The organism is Xenorhabdus bovienii (genome assembly GCF_024721015.1).
GTDB classification, from domain to species: Bacteria; Pseudomonadota; Gammaproteobacteria; order Enterobacterales; family Enterobacteriaceae; genus Xenorhabdus; species Xenorhabdus bovienii.
The window spans coordinates 1-1,448 of record NZ_JANAIF010000205.1 but is presented as its reverse complement, the minus strand read 5'-3'; the positions used below and the strand labels follow the sequence as shown (position 1 = coordinate 1,448).

Genomic DNA, 1,448 nt, shown 5'->3' with positions numbered 1-1,448 from the left:
CATGCTGGGATTTAAAAATTTCAGGCGAACGCAGAGCGTATTAGCGGGCATTGAGCTGGTTAATATGTTACGTAAAGGACAATATCCGCAAGAACCGGAATGTCCGATTTCACCCGCCGAATTTTTCTATCAACTCGCTGCATAAAAAATAATCGTATTCATCTTTTGATGCACTTTCTCTGCTAATGCGACAGAACCTTTGTATCTCACTTTCATTTCATAACCTCAATTAGGGTAGATTGAAATTGTTGAGAGGATTATTATGTTTTAAGAGCTTGTTTAATTGTTTCGAATGGTATGATCAACTTCTGCGCAGAAGATAATGGAATCGCTCCAAATGATTCATACCATTTAGCTACTGCTTGATTCTTAGCCTCGATAAATAGTCCGATTCCCCCAATTTGTTCAGCGACTTTTAGGCAACGATAACCAGCTAAGATCAGTAATTGCCCTCCAAATCCGTTATTTTGAAAATGTACATCAATAGCTAAACGGCATAGTAAATAAACTGGAACAGCGCGCTTAGCTAACCCTTTGGATAAACTATTAGGAAGATCGTCAAAATTTATAGATGAAGGCGTAACGGTATAATAACCAATAATCTTTTTATTTGAGTCATTAGATGAAATTGCGACATATGTTTTACTAACGTTATTCTTAGTATCTTGCCGTGCCAATTTTTGTAGATAATCATTCAGTGCGGGTTCTCCGCAATTGAATGATTTTCGATTGTGAGACTTGTCTATAAGTTCCTCAATGAACATGGCTTAACTTATCCTTGAAAATTTTTAGAAGCTGAAATCGCCGCTGCTTTTAGCTTATCATTTGGTTTAGGGGGATTATCTAAAAGATCCAAGATTAATTTTTTGTCACTATATGATAATTTGAGACTTTCATTTTCATTGATTACTCTTTGCGCTTCTTTCATTGCTGTTTGTGTAACAAAATCAGTTACATTCACACGTAAGATTGATGCAGCTAATTGAATAGACTCTTTAATTTCAGAATTAACCCGAAATTGTAATCGCTCTGTAGCTAGTTTGATATGTGTCATATGAATCACCTTTAATACATTTTTTCGTATAAAGACATCATACTAGATGTCTACTTAATCGTCAATTTGTAAGTGCATTGTGAGTACAAATTTAAAATTTGGCCTAGTAGGGGTGCGCTTGGAATTCGGAAAAATCAGTAAAGTTCCCTCTATGTTACTTACTAACTGCTCTACAAAAGGGAACGCTTGTAAAGTGTCACATTATGATGGCCGGTACATCTCTTTCACCATCATTACGCACAAAAACGTGACCATCAAGCGGCTCGCCGCGCAAGGTTTAACCCCACGCCGGATCGACAGCATCACCTGTTGCCAGCTGGTTCTGTCGCATTAACGGAACTTCAGGTAAACTTCCCGGTTTTTGCGCGAGTTCCAAACGATGCCCCTGAGCCGA

General features: G+C 37.9%; 2 protein-coding genes and 1 pseudogene. 1 reads left to right on the top strand and 2 read right to left on the bottom strand.

The window, feature by feature from the left end; translation table 11 throughout:
* A pseudogene (locus NXS07_RS20005) lies at positions 1-145 on the top strand (IS6 family transposase); the annotation flags it as partial.
* Positions 146-260: 115 nt separating this feature from the next.
* Here the strand turns inward: NXS07_RS20005 and NXS07_RS20000 are convergent.
* Positions 261-764: a GNAT family N-acetyltransferase gene (locus tag NXS07_RS20000; RefSeq protein ID WP_038197360.1), complete on the bottom strand. Its 504-nt coding sequence runs from the start codon at positions 762-764 to the stop codon at positions 261-263.
* A gap of 8 nt (positions 765-772) precedes the next feature.
* Entirely contained in the window at positions 773-1,054 is a 282-nt protein-coding gene (locus NXS07_RS19995; RefSeq protein ID WP_038204938.1) for a type II toxin-antitoxin system TacA family antitoxin, read from the bottom strand.
* Positions 1,055-1,448 lie beyond the last annotated feature (394 nt).